The 17,145-nt window shown below is 69.6% G+C and carries 20 protein-coding genes and 1 pseudogene; 9 read left to right on the forward strand and 12 right to left on the reverse strand.

Annotated features, from left to right (window positions below):
* The first annotated feature begins 69 nt into the window (after positions 1-69).
* Positions 70-1,164, forward strand: a complete 1,095-nt coding sequence (locus FM112_RS14660) for an ankyrin repeat domain-containing protein (RefSeq protein ID WP_254910519.1) — start codon at positions 70-72, stop codon at positions 1,162-1,164.
* 223 nt (positions 1,165-1,387) lie between these two features.
* Here FM112_RS14660 and FM112_RS14665 read toward each other — a convergent pair whose 3' ends face one another.
* On the reverse strand, positions 1,388-2,065 hold the full coding sequence (locus FM112_RS14665) for a hypothetical protein (RefSeq protein ID WP_087008920.1): 678 nt from the start codon (positions 2,063-2,065) through the stop codon (positions 1,388-1,390).
* Between the two features lie 122 nt (positions 2,066-2,187).
* Here FM112_RS14665 and FM112_RS14670 point away from each other — a divergent pair, with 122 nt between their 5' ends.
* The 3 genes from FM112_RS14670 (at position 2,188) to FM112_RS14680 (ending at position 4,577) form a co-directional block, all read left to right on the forward strand.
* Positions 2,188-2,601: a hypothetical protein gene (locus tag FM112_RS14670; RefSeq protein WP_087008922.1), complete on the forward strand. Its 414-nt coding sequence runs from the start codon at positions 2,188-2,190 to the stop codon at positions 2,599-2,601.
* An 85-nt stretch (positions 2,602-2,686) separates the two neighbouring features.
* Positions 2,687-3,382 carry a mismatch-specific DNA-glycosylase gene (locus tag FM112_RS14675; protein ID WP_087008924.1) on the forward strand — a complete coding sequence of 232 codons (696 nt, stop codon included), beginning with the start codon at positions 2,687-2,689 and terminating at the stop codon, positions 3,380-3,382.
* A 37-nt stretch (positions 3,383-3,419) separates the two neighbouring features.
* Positions 3,420-4,577, forward strand: coding sequence for a DUF2207 domain-containing protein (locus tag FM112_RS14680; protein ID WP_176386850.1), 1,158 nt, complete (start codon positions 3,420-3,422; stop codon positions 4,575-4,577).
* 3 nt (positions 4,578-4,580) lie between these two features.
* On the opposite strand, the gene FM112_RS14685 is transcribed toward FM112_RS14680, so the two are convergent.
* Genes FM112_RS14685 through FM112_RS17310 form a run of 3 tightly spaced genes read right to left on the reverse strand, consistent with a single transcriptional unit; the run spans position 4,581 to position 5,777 of the window.
* Positions 4,581-5,126: a GNAT family N-acetyltransferase gene (locus tag FM112_RS14685; protein WP_087008930.1), complete on the reverse strand. Its 546-nt coding sequence runs from the start codon at positions 5,124-5,126 to the stop codon at positions 4,581-4,583.
* Between the two features lie 49 nt (positions 5,127-5,175).
* Positions 5,176-5,553 carry a hypothetical protein gene (locus tag FM112_RS14690; protein WP_087008932.1) on the reverse strand — a complete coding sequence of 126 codons (378 nt, stop codon included), beginning with the start codon at positions 5,551-5,553 and terminating at the stop codon, positions 5,176-5,178.
* Positions 5,554-5,558: 5 nt separating this feature from the next.
* Positions 5,559-5,777 (reverse strand): hypothetical protein, encoded by a 219-nt coding sequence (locus FM112_RS17310; protein ID WP_087008934.1) that lies wholly within the window; start codon positions 5,775-5,777, stop codon positions 5,559-5,561.
* Between the two features lie 205 nt (positions 5,778-5,982).
* Between FM112_RS17310 and FM112_RS14700 the strand changes: the two genes are divergently transcribed.
* Positions 5,983-6,441, forward strand: a complete 459-nt coding sequence (locus FM112_RS14700; protein ID WP_087008936.1) for a VOC family protein — start codon at positions 5,983-5,985, stop codon at positions 6,439-6,441.
* A 403-nt stretch (positions 6,442-6,844) separates the two neighbouring features.
* Here the strand turns inward: FM112_RS14700 and FM112_RS14710 are convergent, their stop codons facing one another.
* From FM112_RS14710 to FM112_RS14720, 3 genes are all read right to left on the reverse strand, one after another.
* Entirely contained in the window at positions 6,845-8,230 is a 1,386-nt protein-coding gene (locus tag FM112_RS14710; RefSeq protein ID WP_087008938.1) for a hypothetical protein, read from the reverse strand.
* Positions 8,231-8,386: 156 nt separating this feature from the next.
* Positions 8,387-8,776: a VOC family protein gene (locus FM112_RS14715; RefSeq protein WP_087008960.1), complete on the reverse strand. Its 390-nt coding sequence runs from the start codon at positions 8,774-8,776 to the stop codon at positions 8,387-8,389.
* Between the two features lie 2 nt (positions 8,777-8,778).
* Positions 8,779-9,090, reverse strand: a complete 312-nt coding sequence (locus FM112_RS14720; RefSeq protein WP_087008939.1) for a helix-turn-helix transcriptional regulator — start codon at positions 9,088-9,090, stop codon at positions 8,779-8,781.
* 183 nt (positions 9,091-9,273) lie between these two features.
* On the opposite strand from FM112_RS14720, the pseudogene FM112_RS17610 reads away from it, so the two are divergent.
* Both FM112_RS17610 and FM112_RS17615 read left to right on the forward strand, forming a co-directional pair.
* Positions 9,274-9,423, forward strand: a pseudogene (locus tag FM112_RS17610) (MerR family transcriptional regulator); the annotation flags it as partial.
* Between the two features lie 301 nt (positions 9,424-9,724).
* Complete coding sequence (locus FM112_RS17615) at positions 9,725-10,078, forward strand: GyrI-like domain-containing protein (RefSeq protein WP_254910520.1); 354 nt, start codon at positions 9,725-9,727, stop codon at positions 10,076-10,078.
* Positions 10,079-10,149: 71 nt separating this feature from the next.
* Here the strand turns inward: FM112_RS17615 and FM112_RS14730 are convergent, their stop codons facing one another.
* On the reverse strand, positions 10,150-10,698 hold the full coding sequence (locus FM112_RS14730; RefSeq protein WP_140400717.1) for a hypothetical protein: 549 nt from the start codon (positions 10,696-10,698) through the stop codon (positions 10,150-10,152).
* 184 nt (positions 10,699-10,882) lie between these two features.
* On the opposite strand from FM112_RS14730, the gene FM112_RS14735 reads away from it, so the two are divergent.
* Together FM112_RS14735 and FM112_RS14740 are read left to right on the forward strand one after the other, a co-directional pair.
* The gene (locus FM112_RS14735) at positions 10,883-11,467 is read left to right on the forward strand and encodes a TetR/AcrR family transcriptional regulator (protein WP_087008943.1); all 585 of its coding nucleotides are present in this window, start codon (positions 10,883-10,885) and stop codon (positions 11,465-11,467) included.
* 40 nt (positions 11,468-11,507) lie between these two features.
* Complete coding sequence (locus FM112_RS14740; RefSeq protein WP_087008945.1) at positions 11,508-12,434, forward strand: NAD-dependent epimerase/dehydratase family protein; 927 nt, start codon at positions 11,508-11,510, stop codon at positions 12,432-12,434.
* A 73-nt stretch (positions 12,435-12,507) separates the two neighbouring features.
* Here FM112_RS14740 and FM112_RS17315 read toward each other — a convergent pair whose 3' ends face one another.
* From FM112_RS17315 to FM112_RS14760, 4 genes are all read right to left on the reverse strand, one after another.
* Positions 12,508-13,530, reverse strand: coding sequence for a hypothetical protein (locus FM112_RS17315; RefSeq protein WP_087008947.1), 1,023 nt, complete (start codon positions 13,528-13,530; stop codon positions 12,508-12,510).
* Between the two features lie 83 nt (positions 13,531-13,613).
* Positions 13,614-14,132, reverse strand: a complete 519-nt coding sequence (locus FM112_RS14750) for a hypothetical protein (protein WP_087008949.1) — start codon at positions 14,130-14,132, stop codon at positions 13,614-13,616.
* A 151-nt stretch (positions 14,133-14,283) separates the two neighbouring features.
* Positions 14,284-15,747: an McrC family protein gene (locus FM112_RS14755; RefSeq protein ID WP_254910521.1), complete on the reverse strand. Its 1,464-nt coding sequence runs from the start codon at positions 15,745-15,747 to the stop codon at positions 14,284-14,286.
* A 5-nt stretch (positions 15,748-15,752) separates the two neighbouring features.
* A partial coding sequence (locus FM112_RS14760) for an McrB family protein (RefSeq protein ID WP_176386851.1) occupies positions 15,753-17,145 on the reverse strand: 1,393 nt, incomplete at its 5' end.

Below are 17,145 nucleotides of genomic sequence, written 5' to 3' on the forward strand. Positions count from 1 at the left end.
TCGCTCCTGCCGCGCGAATCGGCGATACGCGACGACGCGTCCCGCTCCATATACTGAGCAGCAACACGCGTGAGCCTCGAACGAAGGGCGACCACCTTGGCCCGAAAGCGCAAGACCCTGCCGAAGGACTTCAAGGAAATGCTCGGCACTGCATCGCTTGAAGAGTTGAAGGCCGTGTTCGACCGCTGCGAGCTCGACGCCCGCGGCGGCTACAGCAAGTCGACCGCGATCGGCTTTGCGGATTGCCCGGACGAATTGATCGTGTGGCTTGTCGAACAGGGGCTCGACGTCGACGCACCCGATGGATACGGGAACACACCGCTGAGAGAGCGCGCCCTGTACCGCATGCCGAAGTACGCCGAGCAGATCAGGCTCCTGGCCTCCTTGGGCGCGAATGTGGACGCCTCCGACGAACGCGGCCGAACGCCTCTCGCCATCGCGGTCGGTCGGCACAATATGGCGGCCGCACGCGTGCTGTTCGAGCTCAGCAGCTCGGAGATAACGACCGACTTCCTGAACGAGCTGTTGCTGGACGCCCTCAAACGCACCGAGAATGCCTTCATCGCCGACATGCTGGAGATGGCGAAACTGCTGTTCGACCACGGGGCGACAGCGACCCCCGAGATGACCGAACAGGTGCAGCGAATCGGCGAGAGGTTCGAGTTCTACCGCGATGTCTTCAACAAGGATTCCCTGGACGAAACCGACGCGGCGCTTCGCGAACTCTACTTCCTCTTCGACGCGACCCCCGCGGTGCAGCGTCAGATTCACGATGGCGTCTCGCCGATCGTGATGCCCGAAGGCAACTGGTCTGAACAGTACGACGCGCTCTGGGAGATGCTTGTTCCGGGGAAGGGCAAAGCCAAGACCGTGCAGGGCGAAGTGATTCGCCTGAGCGGTAAGCTCGGGCACGAGATACTCGACAACGGCGGCATCAACTGGAACAAGGACTTTCGCACGATGCTCGAGGCGCTGGTCCGCTATTTCGGCGAGGGAAATGCGCTCGATGAAAGCGAACTCGCCGAGGCGCAGTCGCTCATCACGGGTGTGAAGAGGGGCGACCTGGATGAGTCGGAGGTCTACCGCCTCGACGAACTCGCGGTGGCCTGGGTCGCGCGCAACCCCGAACCGATTTCGCTGCCGCAGGTGAATTACCGGGGCTAGCGTATCGAGGCAGGCCGGGGTTCGCTCCGGAGTCCGAAAGTCGACGGTCGCGTTCGCGATACACGATCGCCTTGCGGAGCGGGATATCCGGCACGCGGTGATCGAGGGCGAGGCCCTCGACCTCACCCATCCCGTGCCATGGGAGCACGACCTGGCCGAGGAGATCATCCGCCTCGCAGGCTGGGACGGTTCAGCGACCGGCTGACGCCGCGCCGCATCCGCATCAGTACTCGATGTTCTCGGCGAGCAGCCGGTCCTCGTCGTCGACGATGCTGAGGATGCGTCCCGGCCGCGTGAGCGCGACGCAGTCGGCGGGGAGGCACATGGCCCAGACCGTCTCGGGCCGCTCGCGCAGGAGCATCCACGCCGGCAGCGCCTCGAGGTCCTCGACCTCCCATTCGCGGTCGGGTCGCGCGTCCGAGGGCTGGATGAACCAGCCGGAGTCGTCGGGAGTCGGCTCGCTCCGGATCATCACGAGCTCCTCGGCCTCCCGCCAGCCGTTCGCGAGGATCACCCGGTCGCTCGCATAGGTCTGCGCCTCCCCGGTGCCGGCGGCGAGGATCACGTCCTGCATCTTCGCCCGGATGTCGAGCATCGGGGTCAGGTCGTCGCCGCGGGCCGGAGGGTCGGCGAGGAAGTCCGGCGTCACGAGCTCGTAGCCGCCCTCGACGGGCTGCGGCGTGGCCTCCGAGAAGCCCCACCACATGGGCTCGCAGCGGGCGAGCCGCTCGAGCCCGTCCTGCACCTCCATCTGACCGGTCTCCGGGTCGAACGCCAGGCCGTCCTTGATCATGACCCGCATCACCGTCTCGGCCATCTCGACGTGCTCCGGGGCGACCCGCGCGCGGATCGTGACCTCCCCGACGGCATGGGTCACGGTGACGCGTTCGGCATTCGTCATCGGTTTTCCTCCGGTTGCCCGTTCCCGCGGGGCGGGGCGGATGTGTTCTGGGCGGACTATTATCAGCGCATCGAACCGTGCGTCCGGTGTGTCCCGCATCGGCATCCCGCCCAGGAGCAATCATGATCATCTGGACCCGCTGGGGTTTCCTCTCCTTCCTCGCCGTCGGGCTCGGCGTGCTCTGCGCCTTCGGCGTCGACACGCTCCTGCTCGGCGGCATCGTGGAAGGCAGTCCATGGCTGGGCGCCCTCGTGCTGGGCTTCGCCGCGCTGATCAACTTCGTCCTCGCGCGGTGGGTGTACCCGGCGCTCGACAAGCCGCGGCCCGTGACCATCACCCGACCGCTGCAGATGCCCTACCGGACGCCCGACGGCCGCGTGGTCACCGAGGAGACGGTGCCGGCGCTGGATCCCGAGGGCCGCCCCGTGGTCGTCCGGCCGGTCTCCACGCTGTTCTTCATCCCGGCCCGCTACTTCTTCATCATCCTCGGCCTCGGCGCCGTCGCACTCGCCATCGTCGCGCTCGTCACCGGATAAGCGGGGGCTCCCGGCAGGGAGGGGCACCCCGGCGACGCCCGCCCCGATGAGCCCGCGGCGAGCGGATGGCCCTACACTCGGCGGCATGGATGCAGCGCTTCCCGAGCACTGGTCGCCCTGGCGCAGTCCCTCGCCGCTCGGCGACCGCAGGCCGGACAAGACCGAGACCGTCTCCGCGGCGGCGTCCGGCGCGCTGCGCGAAGACGTGCTCCCCTACCCCGAGGACGAGCGCAACGCCGGCCTGCTGTCGATGCTCATCGTCGGTATCAACCCCAGTCCGTGGACCGCCGCCGTCAACTCGCCGTTCGCCCGCCCGGGCAACCGGTTCTGGGGCTCGCTGCACCTGGCCGGCGTGCTCGACCGGAACGTGGACGCCTCCCGAGGACTCTCGCCCGAGGACGAGCGGATGCTCGCCGCCCGCGGCATCGGCATCGTCAACCTCGTCGGACGGCCGACCGCGCGAGCCGACGAGCTCTCCCGGCAGGAGCTGCGGGAGGGCGGCACGAGACTGCTCGAACGCGTGCGCATCCTGAGGCCGAGGACGGCGGCGGTGGTCGGCGTCACGGCGTTCCGCACCGCATTCGACCTACCCCACTCTTCGCTCGGCGAGCAGCCGGCCGACACGGTCGCGGGCTGGCCGAAGGACGTCCGCCTCTGGGTGCTGCCGAACCCCAGCGGGCTCAACGCGCACGAGACGGCGCAGTCGCTCGCGGAGAAGTGGGGCGAAGTCTGGACCGCGACGAGCGCGGCTCCGAAGAGCGGCGGCGAAGCGGAACGCTGAGGGGGCGCGCGAAGACCGATGCATTAGCGTGACGCGGGTGTCCGATCCAAACACGATACTGGGGCTCCTCGCAGTCGGAGTCGTCCTCGTCCTGCTCGCCCTGCTGATCATCGCGATCGCACGGCCGATCGCGAAGCATCTGCCGTCCTCGGTCGTGGCGGAATACGTGCCGCCGCCCGGCGACGTGCTCGAGCACGGCCTGCTCGTCCGCGCCGACCGGCGGGTGCTCGCGGCCATCATCGTCGACCTGGCGGTGCGCGGGAAGATCCGGATCCTCGCGCCGCGCGGCGCCAGAGGCCCGGTCGCGATGGAGGCGAGGCCCGAAGCCCCCTTCACCGCCGACGAGCGCGCGCTCCTGGAGGCCTTCCGGCCGAGGAGGCTGCGGCCCCGCCAGCAGCGGCGGTATCTGCGGGCGCTCGAGGAGATCGGCGTGCCGGTCGCGAGCATCGAGCATGCGCCGGAGGTGTACTTCCTGCGCGGCCGCGGCGCGTTCCGCAATCATCGGCGCAGGGCGCTCACGCGGCTGTTCGACGACGTCAGGGACCGCATCAGGTCCGAGGGGCTCGCCCGCCCCGGCAGCGGGGCCGCTCACCTGGTGCTCCTGTCGCTGCTGTTCCTCATCGTGCTCGTATTCGGGCTCTTCCTGATCCTCGGTGCATTCATCACCGGCGAGTGGATGGGTGCCCTCGTGGTGCTCGTCGACGTGCTCGCGATGTTCTGGGTGATGACGCTCGCGCCGCCGCCCCTGCTGCACTTCACCGATCAGGGTCGTGAGCGCCGCCGGCACCTGTCGGGGCTGCGCGACTACATCCGTCTCGGCGAGCAGGACCGCATCCGGATGCTCGAATCGCAGCAGGGCGCCCTGCGCACCCCGGCGGGAGCGCTCACCCCGGGCGGGCAGGCGCTCGGCCTGCGCCCGAGGCCGACCGCGGGCGACCCCGTGGCGCAATCCGCGCTCGACCGCTACGAGCTCACCGAGCACCTGCTGCCCTACGCGGTCCTGTTCCGCCAGGAGCGCTCCTGGCAGCGCGAATTCGAGCACCTCGGCGGCGCCGCGAACATCTCCCAGCACATGCGCGTGCTCGGCACCACGCTCGAGGGCGTCGTCGCCGTGCTCGAGGTCATCGTCATCATCGGCCAGGTGCTGCGCGTGATCGGCGGGCTGTTCTCATTCCTCGGACGCGCGGCGGACTGACGCTCACAGCGTCACGTCCTCCCATTCGAATGTCGTCACCGTGCCGGACTCCCAGTCGCGCCGCAGGATGGCGTACGCCACCGAGGCGACCGGGGTGCCGCCCAGGACCGGCCAGGACTCCCGGTAGTGCGCCTCCTTGACCCAGCCGGAGCGGAGGAATGCGCGCCGCATCGCCACGTTGTCCTCGCGGGTCTGGCCCTCGAAGCGCCGCACCTCGGGCATCGTCTCGAAGACGTGCTCCGTCGTCGCCGCCAGCGCGGCGCGGCCGAGCCCGCGCCCGCGGTACCGCTCGGCGAGACGCAGATCGAACAGCGGGGTCGGATCCCGCAGATCTTCGAGGGTCACGATCCCGACTCTGCCGAGATCGCGCTCCTCGACCCAGAACGTCTCGTGCTCCTCGTCGTCGAAGGCGCCGTCCTCGATCAGTCGCTCGATCCGCTCCGCATCGGAGCGGCTGTGCACGTGGAAGGGGAACTCGTTCCGCGTGAGGAACTCGACGAGCGCCGAACGGTCCTCGTCGCGCGGTCGGCATCGGTGAAGGCTGATCATGCTCCGATCCTCGCATTTCGCGATGATCCGCCGCGCGCGGCGCCCCGCCTCACCCCGAGGCGTCCATCTCGATGCAATAGCTCCGCAGCTCCGCGATCCTCGCGGTCTTCGACGTGCTCGCGAACCGGAGGACGAGGCTGAATCCGAGGCGCCGCTCCTCCCCCTCGAGCACGCCGTCGCAGGATGCGAGGCGGCCGTGCGTGATGATCGAGACGACCTCGATACGCTCGGGCTCGAAGGGCGGCAGCGATGCCTCGACCGCCGAGGCGCCGCTTCTCGAGGCTTCGCCCACGACCGTCCAGGTGGCATCCTCCGCGAGCCGCTCCGCGACGGCCGCGGCCTTCCTCCTCGCCCAGTCGACGGCGAAGTCCCCTACGATGCCGATCCTCGGCGCATTGCCGCAGTCGGCGGGCAGCGCGATCTCCATGCGGATCAGTCCTCCTTGCAGTCGTAGGTGAGGAACATCGCCCCGCTCGGCACGATGCTGTGCTCCGCGAGCGTCCAGACCTCCGGCTCGAATTCCGCGTTCCGCGAGAACAGCGGGATCCCGGCGCCGATCGTCAGCGGCGCGACCTTGAGCACCAGGCGGTCGATCTCCCCGTACAGCGCCCCGACGAGCGTGCCGCCGCCGAAGTACACGAGCCTGCGCATCCTGGGACCTCCCTGTTCGACGCACGTCGAGACCGGATCCGCGCGACTCGGGCGGGGCGTGCGTTCGGCCCCGTCATCGCGACCGCACCGCGAAGATAGCATCTCGAGTTCCAGGGGTCCCGCGCGCCGGCCGACGCGGTCGATTGCCATACCGAACGGTCCGCCCGTTCGACCGGCCCGAAGACGCGCGCTCTAGGATGCCCCCATGACCGTGAGGATGGACAACGTCGGCATCGTCGTGGAGGACCTGACCGGGGCGGTCGAGTTCTTCCGCGAACTCGGCCTGGAGCTCGAGGGGCGCGCGACGGTCGAGGGCGCGTGGTCGGGCCGCGTGACCGGCCTGGCGGGCCAGCGCGTCGAGATCGCGATGATGCGCACCCCCGACGGCCACGGCCGGCTCGAGCTCTCGCGGTTCGTCGAGCCGGAGACCGTCGCGGATCACCGGAACGCGCCCGTGAACGCGCTGGGCTATCTGCGGGTGATGTTCGCGGTCGACGACATCGACGGAACACTCGAGCGCCTCCGGGATCGCGGTGCGGAACTGGTCGGCGAAGAGGTGGTCCGATACGAGGACGCGTACCGCCTCTGCTACATCCGCGGCCACGAGGGCATTCTGGTCGGTCTCGCGCAGGAGCTGGGCGGAGACGCCCCGCAGGCGCCGTAGCGGTGCAGCGATGGAGGGCCCGACTCGTCGCTGGAATCACAACATCCACTATCACCCGCTGATCGTGGACGCGGTGCCCGACGGGGCGCGCTCCGCGCTGGACGCGGGGTGCGGCGACGGTCTTCTCGCCCTGGAGCTGCGCCGCGCAGCATCGGCGGCTCGCACGTCGGTACGGAGTCTGGGAGCACACCGCTCCCGTGCTGTGGCCGCCGCCGCACGACTACCGCACCGTGCGGCGCACCGCTCGGCGGATCCTGCCCGGGGTTCGCTGGCGGCAGCTCCCGCTGTGGCGGTATGCGCTGATCTGGCGCAAACCGGCTGCCGAGGAACCCCGGGGAAAAATAGCGCCCTGATCGACGGCCGCGACGGCTGCTCGCACCGACTCAGACCGGCATGAAGGCGATCATTCCTTCGGCTCGGGCTCCTCGTTCTTCGCTTCGGGCTCCCCGTCGAAGGAGGCCGGACCATCGCCCGTCGCCGCGGACTGCTTGAGCTTCGCGAAGCTCTCGCCGAGCTTCTTCTGCTCCTCCTCCGTGAACTCGAGGCCCATGGTCTGCGTCGCCTCCCGGTACACGTCCCTGCTCATGAAGTCGCCGAGGACCCTCGGGCGGAGATTGGACTCGTCGACGACCTGGACGAGCGATGCGGTGTGCTTCGGCGTCCACCGGCGCTTGGGGTCGAGCCTGCGCAGCACCAGCGCGCGGATCTTGTCGCGGCGCCGGCTCTCCTCGCCGATATCGGTGCGGCCGTTCACCAGCCACGTGCCGACGAGGACGACGACGAACAGGATGCCGAGCCACCCGAGCACCGGGAACACGCTGTTCACGAGCGCGGTGAACGGCAGGAAGCTCAGGCCGAAGCCGACCAGCGTGACGAGGATGAACACGAGTCGGAAGGTCTGCGGCCGCGGGGCCGCGAGGCGCTGGCCGAGCGAGTAGAAGACGCCGAGCGCGGTGCTGAAGATCATCAGATACGTCGCGAAGGAGGCGATGGTGCCCAGCACCGGGTTGATCTCGTTGATCAGCGCGAGGGTGGGCAGATCCGAGTCGTATACGTCCCCGACCCGCAGCAGCAGGCCGGTGGTCATGAGCAGGAGGAGGAGTCCGAAGATGGACCCGCCGACGAAGCCGCCCCAGCCCGCGGCCCGCGGGCTCCAGTTCTGCCCGCCGATGATGATGGCCATGGCGATGCCGCTGAACATGGACAGCCCCGTGTAGTTAACGGTCGCCAAGAGCCAGTGCGGCAGCGCCGAGGTGACGTGCTGCACCGCGAAGTCGTGCACTCCCTGCAGCGAACCGCTGAACGTGAAGATCGAATACAGCGCGGCGCACAGGATGAGCACGATCATGGCCGGGGTGACGCCGCCGATGATGCCGGCGACCCGGTTGGGGTTCAGCATGCCCGAGGCGATGACGAGCAGCACCATGACCGCGGAGCCGACCCAGAGCGGCAGGCCGAACTGCTGGTTCAGGTTCGAGCCGGCGCCTGCCAGCATGACGAAGCCGATGCAGAACTGCGCCGCGGAGAGGCCGTAGTCCATGAACTTCGCGAGGAAGGATGCGGTGATCGAGTTGAACACCTTCCCGTGCGACTGCGCGCGGAAATAGCTGCCGTACTGGAGGATCGCCATCGCCGTCAGCGGCATGATGAGCAGGTTGACCCCGGCGCCCGCGAGCCCCCACCAGCCGTATGAGACGTAGTACTGCAGCATCTCCTGCCCCGACGCGAACCCGGCGCCGACGGTGACCCCGAAGTAGGCGAGACCGATGACGAGAATCTTCTTGAGCACGGCGGCGTTCTCCTTTCGGGCACCAGGGCGGCGATGCGCTGTGGGAGCGATCCTACTGGCCGGTTCGAGCGCGATCTGGCTGTTCGCCGGAAGGGGCTCCGCGGGCGCGATGACGCGATCCGGGCCGCAACCCGGGCTTCCGGTCTCGCCGAGCCCCTACGACTCCTGGTGGATGAGCTGGATGAGGTTCCCGACCGTGTCGTCGAAGACGGCGACGGTGATCGGCCCCATCGTCACCGGCGGCTGCGTGAACTCGACGCCCAGCCCGGCGAGACGCTCGTACTCGGCCTGCACGTCGTCCACCGCGAACTGCGTGAAGGGGATCCCGTCGGCGACCAGCGCCGAGGTGAACGGCTCGGCGGCGGGATGCCCCTTGGGCTCGAGCAGGAGTTCCACGCCGTCGGGATGCTCGGGCGAGACCACCGTGATCCACCGCGCGTCCCCCGCCGGCTCGTCGTGCTTGAGCCGGAAGCCGAGGATGTCGGTGTAGAAGCGCAGCGCGCGCTCCTGATCGTCTACGAAGACGCTGGCCCACTGGATGTTCATGATCATCTGCTTTCGCTGTCGGAGGCGGTGGTGCCCGGCCCGGTCTTCGGCGTTCGCCAGCGGGTGACGATCTCGTCGAGCGGATCCGTGTCGATGCTGTGGAACTTGTAGCGCCCCGACCGGCGGGACACGACGAGCCCGGCGTCCTCGAGGACGCCGAGGTGCTGGGAGACCGCCTGGCGGCTCAGGCTCAGGCCGTGCTTGTTGACGAGCCTGGAGCAGATCTCGAACAGCGTCTGGTCGTCGCGCTCGCAGAGTTCGTCCAGGATCCTTCGCCGCGTGGAGTCGGCCAGCGCCTTGAACACATCGGGCATGACCTCAGAATAGGCAAGCAATTACTTGCATGTCAAGCGCGCATTCGGGGGCATGGCCGAGCGCATCCTGCAGTGCAGCGGCGCGCACTCGAGGCAGAATCGACCCGTGAACGATATGCGGCGACCGCCGCGAGCGGCGGCGATACTTGACCCTGACACCGTGTCAGATGGGAGAACCGGAGCATGTTGTCCATCGGAGCGTTCGCGCAGGTCGGCCAGGTGACCCATCGCCAGTTGCGGCATTGGGATGCCCAGGGCCTGCTCGTGCCCGCCCACGTGGACGAGTTCAGCGGCTTCCGCTCCTACGACCCCTCGCAGCTCGATCGGCTGCATCGGATCGTCACCCTGCGCGAACTCGGATTCGGCCTCGACGACATCGCCTGCATCCTGGAGCGGGGCGTCGATGCCGAGCGGCTGGAGGCGCTCCTGCGCACCCGCCGGGATGAGGTCGATGCGGAGCACCGGATCGCGACCGCGAGACTCGCCGACGTGGAGCGGAGGCTCCGCCTCATCGAGAAGGAGAAGCACATGCCCGCCATCGAGATCATCAGGAAACCGCTTCCGGCCCCCCCGTCTCGCCGCGCGATCCGCGGTGGTCGAGGACCAGCCGGCCATCGCCGAGGTAGTGGAGCCGATGTTCGACGCGATCGCCGAGATCATCGGCCGACGGAGCGGGGCGCTCGACGTCCCCATCGCGCAGTACGACTTCGACGACGCCGGCGTGCACATCGTCGTCGGCTACCGGTACGCCGGCGAGGAGGCCGAGGGATTCGAGGTGGTCACGCTGCCGGCGGCCGCCGAAGCCCTGGTCGGGGTCCACCTCGGGGCCATGGACCGGATCCACGAGAGCTGGCAGGCCGTCCACGCCGAGATCCTCGCCCGGGGGTTCGTCCCCGACGGCCCGTGCCGCGAGTACTACATCCGCGCGGAGCTCGAGGATCAGGCCGACTGGGTGACGGAGCTGCAGCAGCCGGTGCGGCGGGCGTAGCCGTCGCGCCTATCGCCGGGATTCGGCGAACGCGTCGGCCGCGGCGCCTGTCGTCCCGCCTCGGAGCCCTATCATCCGCTCGCCGCATCGCACACGACCCAGACGATGATCAGGATGGGGAAGACGATGGCGCCCCAGGCGAACGGCTGGACGAGCAGCTCCGCGAACCCGACGGACTTCGGGTAGCGGCGGGCCGCCGCGAACGGAGTCAGCGGATCGTCGACGACGGCGAGGACGAGCCCCCGGCGCCCCAGCTCCGGCACGAGATCGGCGCTGCGCGGGCTGAACGCCGCGATGGTCCTGCCCTCGCCCCGCAGCACCACCCGGGGAGCCGAGGACGCCCCGGTCCGCGAGGGCAGGCGCAGGGACCGCAGCAGGACGACCTCTTCGATCCCCGACAGGGGCACGGCCCTCCGCGGCCCGAGGACCCGGCGGATCACCACCGCTTCGGAGTCGATCCACGCCTCGGCGAAGCGCGAGAACATCGGCGCTCCGGCCGCCAGCCCCGCGAACGCGAGGAGCGCGAGCACCGCGGGCCAGACGGCGACGGGCTGCCAGGGGCCGAGCTCCGACCAGGCGAGCGCGAAACACACGACGCCGACCGCAAGCGCGGCCGTCATCACCGCGAGGTATGCGCGTCCCGCCGCGATCGACACAGGCGTCCCCCTCCAGCCCCGGCGGCCGCCCGCGCCGGATTCCTCGTGCTTCCACCAGCGTACGCCCGGCCCGGCGCTCGACGCCCCGGTTCCGCCCCGACCTCCTCGTAGTGATAATGTAAGCAGTGTTTACTTTCAGGGAGGGCCGATGAGCGAGACGAGACCCGGCTATCACCACGGCGATCTCCGCGACACGCTGATGGTCGCGGCGCTGGAGCTGTTGGAGTCCGGCGAGCCCTTCTCGCTGCGCGCGGTGGCGCGCCATGCCGGCGTGTCCCCTGCCGCCCCCTATCGCCATTTCGCGGACCGCGAGGCGCTGGAGTCGGCGCTGGCGGTCCGCGGACTGCGGGAGCTCATGGACGAGCTCGCCGCGGGCGCCGACTCCCCCGCCACCGCCGAGGGAATCGGCGAACTCGCCGTCGGCTACGTCCGCTTCGCGCTGCGCAGGCCCGCGCTGTTCCGCCTGATGTTCGGGCGCCCCTGCGATGACCGGGACGACGAGCGGGTCCGCGCCGCCGGAGCCCTCCACGACCACCTCGAAGCCGTCGCGGCCGAGGCCTTCCCGCACTCCGATCCCGTCGCCCTGGCCACGGCCGGGTGGTCGCTCGCGCACGGGCTCGCCTTCCTCCACCTCGACGGCAAGCTGCCCAACGCCGATCCGGCCGCCGTGGACGAGCGCGTGCGCACGGCCCTCGCCGCCGCCTTCCCGTCCCCCGACACCACCACCCACTAGACGCGCTGCACGCGCGACCGTCTACGCGAAGGACAGACCCATGCAGACAGTGCTCGGATCCGGCGGCCAGATCGCCGAGGAGCTGACCCGCGAGCTCCACCGCGGCTTCACCCGCGACATCCGCCTGGTGAGCCGCAACCCCCGCAGGGTCCACGACACCGATCAGCTCCACGCCGCGGACCTCATGGACGCCGAGGCCGCCGACGCGGCCGTCGCCGGGAGCGAGATCGTCTACCTCACCGTGGGCCTGCCCATGGATTCGGCGATGTGGGAGCAGCGCTTCCCCGTCATGATGGCGAATACGATCGCCGCCTGCCGCAGGCACGGCAGCAGACTCGTGTTCTTCGACAACACCTACATGTACCCCCGCACCGCCGCTCCGCAGACCGAGGAGACGGCGTTCGAGCCGGTCGGCCGCAAAGCCGCCGTCCGGGCGCGGATCGCGACGACGCTGCTGCGCGAGATGGCCGCGGGGAACATCGACGCGGTCATCTGCAGGGCGCCGGAGTTCTACGGCCCGGGAAAGACCCAGAGCCTGTCCAACTCCGCGATCTTCAACCGCATCCGGAAGGGCAGGCGGCCGCTGGTGCCGCTGAGCGCCGACACCCGGCGCAGCCTCATCTGGACTCCGGATGCGAGCCGCGCGATGGCGCTCATCGGCAATACGCCGGACGCGTACGGCGAGACCTGGCACCTGCCCATCGATCCGGATCGGCCGACCTATCGCGAGATGATCGACCTCGCGGCGCGGATCACGGGCAGGAGGATCCCCTCGACCGTGGTGCCGCGATGGGCGTTCGGACTCGGCGCGCTCGTGAGCCCCGCAGTCCGGGAGGCGGAGGAGCTCCTCCCGCGATACCGGCAGGACAACATCTTCGACGCCTCGAAGTTCGCGAGCCGCTTCCCCGACTTCCGGGTCACGGCATACCGGGAGGGCATCGCGAGGATCCTCGACGAGCAGGGGTGACCGCGCTCGGCGCCTCGACGGGGGCGGGCTTCCGATGGGATCGCCGCGCGCCGCAGCCGCCTCACCGGCCCGGTCATACGACGAGGAGAGCGAAGGCGACCGCTACCAGCACGACGACGGCGACGATGATCAGCGCCATCGCGATCGGCGACCGGGTGACGAAGTGCTGCCGCATCGCCGGGAGGCTCCTGAGGAACCGCGAGGACTGCGCGCGCATGATCGGCCAGACCTGCGAGGAGTCGAGCACCCGCGCGAGCGCTTCGACGTCCTCGATCTGCTCTTTCCAGCGGCGGCCGCGAGCGGTGACGGCGTCTCCGCGCCGGTAGAGGAAGAGGACGTCGCCGGCGATCTCGATCGTGTAGCGCTTCGCGAGCGCCGCGAGCACCGTCACCGCCTCGGGGGTGCACAGCGCTCGGACCACGTGCTCGGCGCCCGCGCTCGCGTAGACGCGGAAGCGCCTGCCCGCGCCCACGTCGACGAGGTTCTCGCGGGCCGGATACTCCGGGAGAGCGAGCGTGAGCAGCGGATTCGAACGAGCGGTGATGAGCATGGTCGGCAGGTGGGCCGGGAGGCGCATGGCGATGTACCCGAGCCTGCGCGTGCGGTTCAGGGCGAAGGTGAGGTTGCCGAACTCGACGGGTTTGCCGCCCACCCGTCCGTTGACCGTGAGCCACCGCTGATGGTGCTCGCCGTTGACGAACCGCATCCCCTCGTAGCCCGCGCTGTCCTGCAGGTAGGAGAACGCGAAGCCGTTGTCCGATGCGAACCGGGCGACCTGATAGGCGCGAGGTGCGCTCGAGCGGCGGAGCTCGACGAACGACGTGACGGCGCCCAGGAGCCCGCCGAAGGTGAGCGTGAATGCGAGGCGGTCGTCGCCGTCCTCCGGGAGGGAGGACCACAACACGATCCCGATGAGGCAGACCGCGAACGAGACGATCGCGAGCACCCGCAGCCGCCGGTGCCGGGCCATCACCTGATCCTCGACCTGGACGACGGCGGGGTCGTCGGAGTCGAAGAAGGCGCGCGCGGCCCTGCGGTCGACGGGCTCGTCGAACGCGCGGAGGTCGATGGCACGGAGGGACGACGGACGGTTCACTGGAGCTATTCAAGCACCGGTGCGGCGCCGGGCGCTGCACGACTCGGGACGGCGGGTGCGCCGTCCGCCCCGTCGCGGCGTCTTCAGCGCGTCTCCCGGATATAGCGCATCCGCTCTTCGGTGCTCGACCGCGACTCGGCGAGCTCGGCGAGGAACTCCGCCCAGAACTCGTTCTCGCGAAGACCGCGGCGCTCGAACGCTTCGACGATCTCCTCGTACGGGTAGACCCCCTCGAGCATCTGCGCTTCGAGCGGCGCGAGTTCCATCGCGAGGTCCAAGTACTCCGAGATCGTCAGTCCGAGCGGATCCGCCTCCTCCGCAAATCCCAGGTCGCAGAACCCGAGGGGATACCCGTCCTCGCCTCGGCGCAGATCGAACGACAGCATAAACCCGTCGGGAAGCCGGGTCAGCACACGCAGATCGACGGAGGACGGTTCCACCTCCATGAGCTCCGCTTGGCTCTCGCGCCATTCCTCGACGGTCACCCGGTCCTCGGGAAATAGGTTGAACTCGAGCATCTGGAACACCGGCACGGAGTCCAGGAAGCGCACCACTTCGATCGGCACGTCTTCGGGCGCCGTGCCGGACTTCGTTCCGCTCATCGCTCGCCTCCACAGGCCTCTGCGGGCCGGACTCGACAGCCGCTGCACCGTCGCCTTCCGACACCGCGTGTTCATGCGCCAGAACGAACCTCGGGCGCCGTAGTCCCACACCCTAGATGACGGAGATGATGCCCGCGTGGCCGTACGAGGCCTAGCGAGAATCCGAATCCTGCCGGGCGCGGTCCAGGACCTCGACGAGTTCCGCAGCGGTGGCGGGGATCGCCCGCTCGCCGGGCCGGGGAAACGGCAATTCGACGATGCCCGAGCGCTCGCCCCGGTTCTCGAGCGCCGCCGACATCCTCGCCCGACTCCGCGCCGAGGGGCCGCTCCCCGGGTAGGCGAGCAGGGCCGGCACGCCCCAGAGGTTCGCATAGGCGTAGATCTGGTACTGGTCTTTCATATCGGCCGCTCGCAGCCCGCCGGGAGCGCGCTTGTATTTTCCATCCAGCACCAGCGCGAGGCGTCCATCCGCGCCGCCGCGGTACACCGCGATATCGACCGCTTTGCGCACCCCGGCCGCGAACAGGGCCTTCCCCTCGGGATGACGAACCGCCCGATACGCGCCCGTGGTGTTCACCGCTTCGGCGACGAGCCGCTCCCAGACCTCGCTCGTGGGCACCTTGAACATGAACACGAGCCCCTCGGCATCGGCGTCGGACGGCTCCGCGAGGAGCACCTCGTGACGAAGAATGGCCGTCGCCACGCGGTGCAGCGACTTCAGCTGACGCTCCCGCACCGCTGCCGCCACCTCGTTCGCCTGCGCCAGCACCTCCGCGATCGACTCGATCGCGACGTCGTTCAACCGCGCATCGACCTCCATCGCCAGCTCGAGCAGGTCCGCGTCCTCCCCCATCTCGGCGGCGCAGACCATCGCCGCCCGGCGGACGGCCTGCCACATCCTGGTGTCGGCGGTCAGGGAGTCGAACTCGCACCAGACGGGCACGGTGCGACGCGCGGCCCGCTGCACGAGCCGGTCGGCGAGCAGCCGGCCGCGAACCGTGTTGAGGGGCTCGGTCGTGGAGATGAACTCGGGCCTGCGGCGGGCGACCTGCTCCCCGGCCGCCTGCAGGAACAGCCGGAGATAGGTCCGCCTCGCCGCGGGATCGCCGAGGAGCACGCTCGCGCCCGGAGGCGGATCGACGAGCAGCACCGTGGCCTCCTCCTCGATGAGCTTCCAGAACCCGTCCCGAGTGCGCTCGTCGCAGTCGCCGGCCGGCGAGGCCTCCATTCGAGGATCGACGACTTCGGTCCAGAGCCGGTCGCGCACGCCGGCATCCTCTTCCTCCGTCGGCTCCTCCCCATCAACGGGCTCCGGTTCGCGGCCCACCAGGATGGCGTCTCGCAGCACCGCTCCCCAGGCCAGCGGGAGGCCGAGGATGTCCTGCTCGTGCACCGCGATCGTCGTGTGCCGCGCTGCCGGATCGTCGAGCCGGACCACGACGCTCCTCCCGCCGCTCTCGCGCCAGAGCTTCGGCAGCACGTAGACGAACAGCCACTGCGGATCGGCGCGATCGGCGGCCTTCCGCTGCAGCACGGTCAGGCCGATGCCGTTGCCCCGCTCGCTGGCCTGGAACCAGACCGTTTCGGGCGCCGGCACCGGGTCGACGTCGGGCATCTCGCTCACGGTGCGATGTCGTTGCTCGACGCGGCCCCCGTCTCGGCGGCGCCGTACCCGATGACGAATCGCCTGCCGAGCCCCTTGCCCACCTGGCGAAGCCGGCGCCCGTCGGGCAGCGATGCCGCGCCGCCGTCGAACAAGCGCTCCATCACGGCTTCGCCGATGTTGAACGTGTGGGCGATCTCGGCGAGCTGATGCAGCAGCGCCTCGGCGACCTCCTCGGCGGATGCATCCCGGGCGAAGAAATAGGAGTGCCCGAGCTGGGAGTCGGGGCCGACCTCGGTGCGGAGGGTCTCGTTCGCCCGCTCGTGCCATTCGATCACGGTCCCGAGCCGCTCCGCCTGTTGCGGCTCGAGCGCCTCCTGCAGCCGCGCCCCGACGAGCACCTCGGCGGTGCGCCAGTGGAAGCGGCGCCGCAGGGCGAGGTCGATCGTGCCGATCGACCGATCGGTCGTGTTCATCGTGCCGAGCACGTGCAGGTTCCGCGGCACCACGAGATGCTTGCGTCCGCCTTCGAGCGGGGTCTGCAGTTGCACGCTGATCGCCTCCGGCCGGCGCCGCAGCTCCTCATCGGTGAGCACGGTGCGGTAGTCCTCCGGCCGCCATTCCCAGTACTCCGATGCATTCCCGTCCCCGGAGCTCGACTCCGGACCGGCGCCCGCGCGTTTGCTCGCCTCGATCACCATGAGCAGGTCGCCGAGCACGCGCGCGGTGTTGGCCCGGTTCACCTCGTCGATGAACAGGAGGTAGTCGTGCTCGGGGTCGCGAGCGGCGCGCTCGCACATCACCAGGAACGGCCCGGGAACCACGGCGAATTCGCTGCCCGTGGGGCGCAGCCCGACGACGAAGTCTTCGTACGAGGTCGACGGATGGAACACGAGCACCGTGGTGCGGCCGGCGTAGTGCGCCTTCAGCCGTTCCAGCAGGTGCGTCTTGCCGCTGCCCGCCACCCCCTCGACGATGACGTTCTTGTACGCGCCGAGCTGCTCGACCACATCCATGGCGTCGTCTCCTCCATCCGCCTCCGGCCCGTCGTCCGACGTCAGCGGCATTCGCCGGTCGCTCGGCAGCTGCTCCACCCATTCCTCGAAGAACTCCCCGCACTGCCGCCTGTCGGCGTCGGTGCCGGCGAGCGCTTCGGCGGGATGCCTCACCCAGACGTGCAGCGCGGTGTCGCCGCCCTGCTTGCGTCGAAGGTTCTCGACCATCGTCCCCGAGGCCAGCAGCGTCGGCAGCTCGTTCTTCGCGAGTTTCCATTGCGACTCCAGCTCCGCGGGAGTCTTGCTGTACGTGCCGGAATCGCCGCCCCATTCGGGGTCGAGGCGCTTGAGGAGTTTGGAGGCTCTTCTCGAACGAGGGTGTAGTCCGTTGAGCGCGTCGCTGTCCGTGTAGGAG

It is taken from the genome of Gulosibacter sp. 10 (assembly GCF_900163695.1).
In the GTDB taxonomy this organism is placed as follows: domain Bacteria; phylum Actinomycetota; class Actinomycetes; order Actinomycetales; family Microbacteriaceae; genus Gulosibacter.

Coding starts and splice junctions, on each gene's coding strand:
- FM112_RS14715 (WP_087008960.1), bottom strand. CDS start 8,776: ATGAACATCCAGTGGGCCAGCGTCTTCGTAGACGATCAGGAGCGCGCG.
- FM112_RS14730 (WP_140400717.1), bottom strand. CDS start 10,698: ATGACGGCCGCGCTTGCGGTCGGCGTCGTGTGTTTCGCGCTCGCCTGG.
- FM112_RS14740 (WP_087008945.1), top strand. CDS start 11,508: ATGCAGACAGTGCTCGGATCCGGCGGCCAGATCGCCGAGGAGCTGACC.
- FM112_RS14720 (WP_087008939.1), bottom strand. CDS start 9,090: ATGCCCGATGTGTTCAAGGCGCTGGCCGACTCCACGCGGCGAAGGATC.
- FM112_RS17310 (WP_087008934.1), bottom strand. CDS start 5,777: ATGCGCAGGCTCGTGTACTTCGGCGGCGGCACGCTCGTCGGGGCGCTG.
- FM112_RS14755 (WP_254910521.1), bottom strand. CDS start 15,747: ATGCCCGACGTCGACCCGGTGCCGGCGCCCGAAACGGTCTGGTTCCAG.
- FM112_RS14690 (WP_087008932.1), bottom strand. CDS start 5,553: ATGGAGATCGCGCTGCCCGCCGACTGCGGCAATGCGCCGAGGATCGGC.
- FM112_RS14675 (WP_087008924.1), top strand. CDS start 2,687: ATGGATGCAGCGCTTCCCGAGCACTGGTCGCCCTGGCGCAGTCCCTCG.
- FM112_RS14735 (WP_087008943.1), top strand. CDS start 10,883: ATGAGCGAGACGAGACCCGGCTATCACCACGGCGATCTCCGCGACACG.
- FM112_RS14750 (WP_087008949.1), bottom strand. CDS start 14,132: ATGAGCGGAACGAAGTCCGGCACGGCGCCCGAAGACGTGCCGATCGAA.
- FM112_RS14665 (WP_087008920.1), bottom strand. CDS start 2,065: ATGACGAATGCCGAACGCGTCACCGTGACCCATGCCGTCGGGGAGGTC.
- FM112_RS14670 (WP_087008922.1), top strand. CDS start 2,188: ATGATCATCTGGACCCGCTGGGGTTTCCTCTCCTTCCTCGCCGTCGGG.
- FM112_RS14700 (WP_087008936.1), top strand. CDS start 5,983: ATGACCGTGAGGATGGACAACGTCGGCATCGTCGTGGAGGACCTGACC.
- FM112_RS17615 (WP_254910520.1), top strand. CDS start 9,725: ATGTTCGACGCGATCGCCGAGATCATCGGCCGACGGAGCGGGGCGCTC.
- FM112_RS14685 (WP_087008930.1), bottom strand. CDS start 5,126: ATGATCAGCCTTCACCGATGCCGACCGCGCGACGAGGACCGTTCGGCG.